General features: G+C 66.6%; 7 protein-coding genes. 4 read left to right on the forward strand and 3 right to left on the reverse strand.

All coding sequences use genetic code 11. The features are described from left to right. The first annotated feature begins 88 nt into the window (after positions 1-88). Entirely contained in the window at positions 89-982 is an 894-nt protein-coding gene (locus ABD946_RS15870) for a hypothetical protein (protein WP_345284044.1), read from the forward strand. Between the two features lie 78 nt (positions 983-1,060). On the opposite strand, the gene ABD946_RS15875 is transcribed toward ABD946_RS15870, so the two are convergent. Further along, complete coding sequence (locus ABD946_RS15875; protein WP_345284046.1) at positions 1,061-2,746, reverse strand: glycoside hydrolase family 64 protein; 1,686 nt, start codon at positions 2,744-2,746, stop codon at positions 1,061-1,063. A 103-nt stretch (positions 2,747-2,849) separates the two neighbouring features. Further along, positions 2,850-4,127 carry a family 16 glycosylhydrolase gene (locus ABD946_RS15880; RefSeq protein WP_345284048.1) on the reverse strand — a complete coding sequence of 426 codons (1,278 nt, stop codon included), beginning with the start codon at positions 4,125-4,127 and terminating at the stop codon, positions 2,850-2,852. A 275-nt stretch (positions 4,128-4,402) separates the two neighbouring features. On the opposite strand from ABD946_RS15880, the gene ABD946_RS15885 reads away from it, so the two are divergent. Further along, positions 4,403-4,834 carry a VOC family protein gene (locus tag ABD946_RS15885; protein ID WP_345284049.1) on the forward strand — a complete coding sequence of 144 codons (432 nt, stop codon included), beginning with the start codon at positions 4,403-4,405 and terminating at the stop codon, positions 4,832-4,834. A 93-nt stretch (positions 4,835-4,927) separates the two neighbouring features. Here the strand turns inward: ABD946_RS15885 and ABD946_RS15890 are convergent, their stop codons facing one another. After that, positions 4,928-6,130 (reverse strand): InlB B-repeat-containing protein, encoded by a 1,203-nt coding sequence (locus ABD946_RS15890; protein WP_345284051.1) that lies wholly within the window; start codon positions 6,128-6,130, stop codon positions 4,928-4,930. A 1,085-nt stretch (positions 6,131-7,215) separates the two neighbouring features. Between ABD946_RS15890 and ABD946_RS15895 the strand changes: the two genes are divergently transcribed. Both ABD946_RS15895 and ABD946_RS15900 read left to right on the forward strand, forming a co-directional pair. Then, positions 7,216-8,454 (forward strand): hypothetical protein, encoded by a 1,239-nt coding sequence (locus ABD946_RS15895; RefSeq protein WP_345284052.1) that lies wholly within the window; start codon positions 7,216-7,218, stop codon positions 8,452-8,454. A gap of 1 nt (position 8,455) precedes the next feature. Then, the gene (locus ABD946_RS15900; RefSeq protein WP_345284053.1) at positions 8,456-8,620 is read left to right on the forward strand and encodes a hypothetical protein; all 165 of its coding nucleotides are present in this window, start codon (positions 8,456-8,458) and stop codon (positions 8,618-8,620) included. Positions 8,621-8,676: the final 56 nt, after the last annotated feature.

The following is an 8,676-nucleotide window of genomic DNA, read 5'->3' on the forward strand; positions in this document are numbered from 1 at the left end:
GGTGCGGTCCGGGTTCACGAGGTCCGCACAAGCTCTTCAAAGGGCCGGGGAGCTGGGAGAACTGACAGGTGTTCTATTATTTCGGGCCATGACGGAGCAACGGGGATCATGGCCGAACGGCATCGGCGAGCCGGTGGTGACCACGGCGGCGGAGCCCGACTGGCAGGCCATGGCGGACCGTCACGAGGAGCAGCGGAGGCGGCGCAAGCAGCTGCGCACGGTGGCGCTCGGCGTGGTCGCGACCGCCGCCGTCGGCGGCATGGTGGCCCTCGCGCTGCCCGGCGGCGGCAAGGGCCAGGCGGCGACGGACGGCACGGGCGGTGGCGGGAGCGGCCGTCCGGTTGCCGCGGGGGAGGACACCGCCTCGATCCCCGGGGGCGACACCGCGTCACCCACCGGGGAGCCCTCGGCCACCGCGCCGGCGGAGGCGTCGCCCTCCGGGTCGGCCTCCGCCTCCACGGCGGGCACGCCCTCGCCGGGTGCCTCGTCCGGGCCCTCCGCGACCGGCCGGGCCACCGGCGGCCCGAGCCGCCCCGCGACCGCGCCGCCCGGCCAGCCGACCCAGCCCGGGACCACCTCGGGGCCGCAGCCGCCCGTCACCCAGCCCGCCCCCGGCACCACCTCGGCGAAGCCGCCGGCCCCGACGCCGACCCAGAGTCCCGGCAAGTACTACAGCCCGACGGAGATCTGCGGGAGCGGGTTCAACGTCATCGACCAGCACAGCCTCGGCGCGGCGACGGTCTACCTGCTCTACAAGTCCGCCACCGGCGACAACTGCGTCACCACCGTGGTCACCAAGCCGGCCGGGCCGGTGCCGATGAACGCGACGCTGGCGGTCAAGGGCGGCGCCTCGGGCAGCAACCCGGGGAACTTCGCCTCCTACGCGGGCCCGGTGGTCAAGCGTGCCCCGGACACCTGTGTCCAGTGGGGCGGCTCCTACCAGGGCACCAGCTGGACCAGCGGCTGGACCCACTGCGGCTGAGCCGCCCACGACACGGGGACGCCCCGCTCCGAGGGGGGAGAGCGGGGCGTCCGTCCTGGGTCGGGTGGTGAGCGGGCGTCAGGCGAAGGTGAACCAGTTGAGGTTGACGAAGTCGGCCGGCTGGCCGCTGTCGAAGGTCAGGTAGACGTCCCGGACGCCGGTGGTGCGGGCGATGTCGGCCGGGACGGTGCGCCAGGCCTGCCAGCCGCCGGTGGAGGCGAGGGCGAGGCTGCCGACCGGGGTGGCGGTCGGGCTGCCCAGGCGGACCTGGATCAGGCCGCTGACTCCGGCCGCGGCGCCGGAGGCGACCCGGGCGGAGAAGCGGGTGGCGCCGGCGGAGCCGAAGTCCAGGCTGTAGCGGAGCCAGTCGCCGTTGGCCAGCCAGCCGACGTCCGAGCCGCCGCCGGTGTCCGAACAGGCCTCCACCTGGGCGCCGTTCTGGGCGCGGAAGGACTCGGCCTGGACGGTGGAGAAGGCGCTGACGGTGCCTCCGGTCGGGGTCGGGCTGGGGGAGGGGCCGGGGCCGGCGGTGGTGCCGCCGACCGTGATGGTCCACAGCCGTGGGTCGCCCGACTGGACCTTGCCCTCGAAGTCGGTGCCCGCGGGGTGCACGTCGTCGTAGGGGAAGGCGTAGCCGAGCCGGTCGGCGGTGGTGGAGTGCAGGATCCGGGCGTAGTGGTTGGTGCGGGGCTTGGTGTAGAAGGCGGCCGGGTTCTCGTTGGTGGGCTGCAGCGCGTTGTCCAGGAGGGTGGTGCGGTTGAACGCGGCGGCCAGGCGGGCGCTCAGATTGCCCATCAGGTCGTTGCCGGTGGTGAACGGCGCGTCGCTGCAGGAGAAGACCGCCAGGGTGGAGGGGCGGCCGAAGCTGCCCACGCCCGGGAAGGTCAGGGTCTCGCCGGAGACCCGGCCGGTGACGGTGCCCCAGGTGAACTGGGTGTCGATCCTCAGGTCGGTGGTGCGGTACTTGCTCCAGACCTGGTCCACGTAGGAGTCGAAGTACCCGGCGAAGAGCGAGGTGTTGCCGCGGATGGCCAGGTTGGGGCTGAGCACGCGCAGGTCGGCGCCGTTGCGGTTGACCACCAGGCGGCTCCAGTCGCTGCCGTCGGCGGTGGACTGGCCGCGCAGCGCGGCGGCCACCCTGGCCAGGCCGTCGGCGGGCAGGCCGGCCACCGTCTGGGTGCCCTGACCGGTCTCCAGGCGGAACGAGATCGGCAGGCCGACCATGTCGACGAAGGTGATGTTGGCGTACAACTGGTCCGCGTTGTACGTGAATTCGCAGAAGTCGTGCCGGACGTCGATGTTCGGGTCGCTCGGGTTGGAGACCGAGGGCAGGGCCAGCCCGCCGCCGAGGTTCATCAGGAAGGTGAGCTTGGCGCCGACCGAGAAGTAGATCCGCCCGCTGTCCAGCCGGGGCAGGGTGATCCGGCGCGGGCCGGCGCCGGAGGCGTTCAGCGCGATGGCGCAGTCCACGCCGAGCGGGGTCTGGTTGGCGGGCGGGTTCGGCGGCCGGTACAGCGAGACGCCGTCGGAGCGCAGGAAGGCCCAGCTGCCGCCCGCCGAGGGGTCGCGGCCGACCACGTAGGCGTAGACGGTGTTGCTTCCGGTGGTGTTGGCCAGGTCCAGTGCCAGGGTGGGGGTGGTGGCGGCGCTGGCGGCGGACGTGGCGCGGAGCAGACCGCCCAGGGCGGGGACGGCGAGGGCCGCGCCGGCGGCGGTGAGCACGCCTCGCCGGGAGAGCGGCGGGCGGTGGTGACGGTGCGTCATGGGTGGCGGTGTCCGTTCTTCGCGTGGGGGGGTGAAGAGGGCGGAGGGTGGACGCTGCGGAGAGGGACGGGACGGGGCAGGGAGCCCGAGGGGGTGGGGTGGATCAGCCGAGCGTCCAGCGCTGGTTGGCGCCGCCGTTGCAGGTCCACAGGATCAGGCGGGTGCCGTCGGCGGAGGAGCCGCCGGCGGCGTCCAGGCACTTGCCGAGGGCGCGGATGGTGCCGTCGCCGTTGATGCTCCACCGCTGGGCGTTGGTGCCGTTGCAGGTGTAGAGCTGGATCGCGGTGCCGTCGGCGCTGTTGGCGGCGTCGACGTCCAGGCACTTGCCGAGGGCGCGGACGGTGCCGTCGCCGGTGGTCCACTGCTGGGCGGCGTTGCCGGTGCAGTTGTGCAGCTGGATCGGGGTGCGGTCGGCGCTGGAGGCTCCGGCCACGTCCACGCACATGCCGCCGATGCCGGAGATCTGGCCGGTGCGGGTGGGGCCGCCGTTGGAGGTGGAGGCGCGGACGTAGTCCACCGTCATGGTCTGCGGGTAGGTGGAGGAGCCGTCCGGGCTGCCCGGCCAGTCGCCGCCGACGGCCAGGTTGAGGATCAGGAAGAACGGGTGGTCGAAGACCCAGCGGTTGCCGTTGGTGTCGGCCGTGGTGCGGGTCCGGTAGGCCTGGCCGTCCACCGACCAGGTGATGGAGCCCGGGCTCCAGTCGACGGCGAAGACGTGGAAGGCGTCGGCGAAGGCCTGGCCGCCCGGGAGGCTGTAGGCGGAGCCGAGGCCGGCGGCACCGGAGTAGCCCGGGCCGTGCAGGGTGCCGTGCACGGTGGAGGGCTCGCGGCCGATGTTCTCCATGATGTCGATCTCGCCGCTGTTGGGCCAGCCCACCGAGCCGAGGTCGTTGCCGAGCATCCAGAACGCGGGCCAGATGCCCTGCCCGCGCGGGATCTTGATCCGGGACTCGAAGTGGCCGTAGGCCTGGGTGAAGGTCTGCGCGGTGTTCATCCGGGCCGAGGTGTACTGACAAGTGCCGTACCAGCAGCCGAGGTTGGTGTTGGTGTTGCGGCGGGCGGTGATCACCAGGTTGCCCTGGCCGTCCTGGGCGGCGTTGGCGTTGCCGCCGGTGTAGTACTGGAGCTCGTGGTTGCCGAAGCCCGAACCCCCGGTCTCCATCGTCCACTTGCCCGGATCGGGGGCGGCCCCGGAGGGCCCGTTGAACTCGTCCGCCCAGGTGGTGACGGCCGCTGCGGCCGCCCCGGGCGCGGCCGCGGAGACGGCGGCGGGGGCCGGCTCGGTGCGGGCCGCGGTGGGGCCGGCCAGGGTGAGGACGGCGGCGAGTGCGGGCAGCAGGACGCCGAGCAGGCGGTGGCGCCTGCGGAGTGTGGCAGCCATGGGTGGCACCTCTCTGTGGGGTGAGAGCGCTCTCTGAAATGACGTGGCCTTGCCGTGTTCGCCTGAATGGTACGGAGGGGCGCTCGTCATGGCAATGTCAGGAGCAAGGCTCTGACCTGCTGTGCTGTGAATCTCCGTCAGTTCGGGTGCGACGGTGGGTGGTTCTGTCGGGTTGAGAGCGCTTTCTGCGGATCGGGCCCGGCGTTTCGCCGTGCGGTTCGGGTGCGGTCTGGGGGACGGTGGGACCAACCGTCGCCGCGAGGAGGAGAGACGCCGTGAACTGGACGCTCGAGGTCGTCCCCGTCCCGGTCACCGACCTGGACCGGGCCAAGGAGTTCTATGCGGAGAAGATCGGCTTCAAGGTCGACCTGGACAGTGAAGTCGCCCCGGGGGTGCGGATCATCCAGCTCACGCCGCCGGGGTCGCGCTGTTCGGTGGTCATGATGTCCGGAATGCCGGGCGCGGAAGGAGCGGGCGGGATGGCGCCGGGCAGCCTCCAGGGCGTCCAGCTCTGCGTCACCGACATCGAGGCCGCCCACGCCCAACTCGTCGCGCGGGGCGTGGAGGTGAGCCCGGTGCGGCACCTGGGCGAGAGCGGCTGGGCCGACGGCAAGGGCGGGGAGTGGAACTCCTTCCTGTCCTTCACCGACCCGGACGGCAACGGCTGGACGGTGCAGGAGGCACCGACGGAGCTCGCCGAGCGCTGAGCCCGCCGCTGCCGGGATGGCGCTCGTGACAGCGCAGGTCCCCGGGCCCGCCAACGGAGTTGGCGGGCCCGGGGACGGTGTGCGGTCGGTGTCCTAGCCGCGAACCCTGCGGCGCCGCCGGGCCACGAGGATGCCACCGGCCGTCATGGCCAGGCCTGCGGTCAGGGCGGTGGCGACGAGCGGGACGGGCAGGCCGGTCGACGGCAGCTCGGACCTGGCGCTCTCCGTCGCGGACGGGGTCGGCCGGGCCGGAACCGGCGGGCCGGGCGGGGGCGGCGGGTTGACGACGGACTGCTGATCCGGGCTCGGCGGGACAGGCGGGTTGGGGACGGTCGGCGTCGGCGAAGAGGTCGGTGTGGGTGCCGGGCTCGGGCTGGATGTGGGCGTGGGGCTGGGGCTGGGCGTGGGTGTCGGGGTCGGGCTGGGGCTGGGCGACGGCGTGGGCGTCGGTGTCGGTGTCGGGGTGGGCACGACCACGTCGGACCTCGTGAAGGTCGCGGTCAGCGCGGTGTCCTGGTCGAGGGTGAGCTGGTGCACCGGTGTCGTCGCGACCAGGCCGCGTCCGGCGGGTCCGGTCTCGCTGTTCCAGCCGGTGAAGGTCCAGCCCGGTGTCGGAGTGGCCGTCAGGGTCACGGTGGAGCCGCACCGGTAGGGCGCCGGGCGGTCCGCGGTGACCGTCCCTCCGTCGGCCGGCTGTGTCCGGAGGGTCAGCGCGCAGTCGACCTGGGCGAATCGAGCCTCCAGGACCGAGTCGGCGTCGACCGGGACGCTCACCGAGGTGTCGGTGTCCGCCAACGCGGTCCCGTTGAGGGACCAGCCGATCAGGCGGTGGTTGGGGTTGGCGGTCGCGGTGGCGTGGACCAGGGAGCCCTTGGTGTAGGGGCCGGGGACGTCGACCGTCGCGCTGCCGCCGGTGTCGGGTGTGGACTTGACGGTCAGTCGGCAGTAGACGGCGGGGGTCTTCTCGGGTTGCATCGCGGCGACGACCGGCGCGTTCCTGCGGATCATCCGTACCGCGTCGGAGGGCTGCGCCGCCGTGTCGGGCGCGCCCAGGGGCTCGCCCTGGTAGGTGGCGGTGGCGTCGGAGTAGCGGTTGATCCGCTCGCAGCCGGCGCAGCCGCCGGGGTAGGCCATGATGGTGCGCCACTTCTTGCTGGGCGGGATCCAGCCGTGGGCGTAGGGGTACTTGCCGGGCTCGGGTTCGGCGACCCAGTCGTGGTCGAGGCCGAGGTTGTGGCCCAGCTCGTGGCCGAAGGTGAGGTTGGGGACGGCGGTGACGTTCATCATGAAGAACATCCGCTTGCCGCTGGTGGGGCGCGGGTCGGAAGAAAGGAAGGAATGATAAGTAAGAAAAAGGGTGGAGAGATAAAGAAAAGATAATAAGGGTTGAGAAAGAAGAGATAGATATTGGGGAAAAGGAGAAGGCTGAGAAGATTAAGGGGGAGAAGGATGTTTAAAGGGAGAAAAAAGATGGGGGTGAATATCATGAAGTAAGAAAATGAAATGGAGGAGGAGTTACAAAAAGGGTGGAGTAAATGAAATTGGGGAGGAGAGAGGTAAGGGTTGGGATAGGAAGGGAGTGTGGAAAGGGTAAGGAAAAGATAATTGAGGGAGTGAGAGAAGTGATAATAAAAAGGGGAGAAAAAAAAGAAAGGAAGAAGAAAGAGAATAAGAGATAAAACAGTGGATATATAAAAAGATAAGAAAGAATAAGGAACAGAAGCGAGGAGGAAAAAAGGGAAAAAAAGGAGAGATAAAAGGGAAGGAAAAGAAGAAGGGATAAAGATAAAGAGAGAGAAGGAAAAAAAGAACAAATGAGAGAGGAAAAAAACAATAAAAATAAAAAGAGGAATAAAAGAATGAAAATGAAAAGAAGAATACAAAGAAGAAGAAAAGAATAAAGAAGGAAGAAATAAAAAAAAATAAAAAAAAAAAAAAAAAAAAGAAGAAAGGAATTGGGAAAATAAAAAAAAAATAAAGAAACGAAAAGGGGAGGGGGGAAGGAAGAGAGAGGGGAAAAAAAGGAAAGGAGGGAAAAAGGAGAGGGGAGGATAAGAGAAAGGGAGGGAGAAAGGGGGGGAAAGGAGGAAAAAAAGGGGGAAAGAAGAGAGGAAGAAAGGGAAGAGAAAAGGAGGGAAGGAGGAGAAAGAGGGGGAGGAAGAAAAAGGAGAAAGGGGGGAAAAAAAGGGGGGAGAAAGGAAGGAAAAAGAAAGAAGAAAAAAAGGGGGAAAAGAAGGGGGGGAGGAAGGAAAGGAAGAAAGGGGGAAAAAGGAAAGGGGGAAGGGAGGGAAAAAGGAAAAGGGGGAGGAGGAGGGGAGGGAGAAGGGGAAGGAGAGGGGGGGGAAAGAAAAAAAGGGGAAGGGGGAGGAGGAAAGAAAAGAATGGAGGAAAAAAGGGAGAAGGGGAAGAGGGGAGGGGGGAAGAGGGGGGAGGAGGAAAAAAGGAGGAGGGAAGGAAAAAGAGGAGGAAAAGAAAAAGGAGGAAAAAAAGGAAAAGAGGGGGGGGAGAAGGGGAGGAGGAAAGAAGAGAAAGAAAAAGGGAGGGAAGGGAGAAAGAAAAAAGGGAAGGAAAGAGGAAGGAAGGAGGAAGGAGGGGAGAGGGAGAAAAAAAGGGAAAAGAGAAAAGGAAAAGGGGAGGGGGGAAAAAAGGAGAAAGGAAAAAAGGGAAAAGAGGGAGAGAGGAAAGGGAAGGGAAGGAGAAGAAGGAAAGGAAAGGGGGGGAAAAGAGGAGAAAGAGGGAGGAGGGAAGAAAGAAGAGGGAAGAAGGGGGAGGGAAGGAGAAGAAGGGGAAGAGAGGAAAAAAGAAAAAGAAGGGAAAGAAAAGAAAGGAAAGAGAGGAAAAGGAGAAAAGGAAGAAAAAAAAAAGGGGGAAGGAAAAAGAAGGGAGGGGGGGGAAAGGGAGGAGGGAAAAAAAGGGGAAAGGAAAGAGAAGGAAGGGGGAAGAAGGAAGGAGAAAAGGGGGGAGGAGAGGGGGGGGGAAAAGAAAGAAGGGAAGAAGGAAAGGGAAGAGGGGAAGGGGGAGAAGGAAAGAAAGGGGGAAGAAAGGGAAAGGGGAGGGAGGAGGAGGGGGGAGAGGAGAAGGGGGAGGGGGGGAAAAAAGGAAAAAAGAGAAGGGAGAAGAAGGGGAAAAAGGAAGGGGAGAGGAAAAGAAAGGGAAAAAAAAGGGAGGAAAGGAGGGGGGGGGAAAAGGGGGGGAAAGAGGGGGGGGGGAGAGGGAAAAAAAAAGGAAAAAAGGGGGGGGGGGGGGGAAAAAAGGAAAAAAGGGGGAAAAAAGCCCTGGACGAAGGAGCCGGTGCCGGTGCCCACGCTCTGCAGCAGTGCGATGTCGTCGGCCGCGTACTTGGTCCACAGCTCGTTGTCGCCGGCCCATGTGCGGTAGGGCGCGGTCTCGTCGGGGTTCTCGGCCGGGAGCCCGGGCTCGTCCTCGGCCGGGCCTGTGTGCACCAGCCGCACGCGCGTCGCCAGCGCACTGTTGGTGAAGCCCCGGTTGGTCAGGTCCACGGCGAGCTTCGCCTGGGCCTCGACCTTCTGCTCGCCACCGGCCTTGGCCGCGGCCTCCTTGGTGTAGAAGACGGCGATGTCGATGGTGTTCACGTCCTTGGCGCCCTGGCAGTCTCCTGACGTGTCCTCGCGCAGGGACGGCTTCGCGACCGAGGGCGCGGGCACCACCGGGTCCTCCGGCGGCTCCTCCACCCCGTCGTCGGGGTGGCCCGGCCTGCCCTCGCTCATCGCCGGGTCCAGCTCCTGCACGCGCACCCTGCCGGCCGTGGTCGAGGCCAGCGTGTAGGTGTGGCCTCCGGTGAAGATCTGACCGGCCATCAGGGCGGCGGAGGCGTCGGGGCC

This window comes from Kitasatospora albolonga (assembly GCF_039535905.1).
Taxonomy (GTDB): Bacteria; Actinomycetota; Actinomycetes; order Streptomycetales; family Streptomycetaceae; genus Kitasatospora; species Kitasatospora albolonga.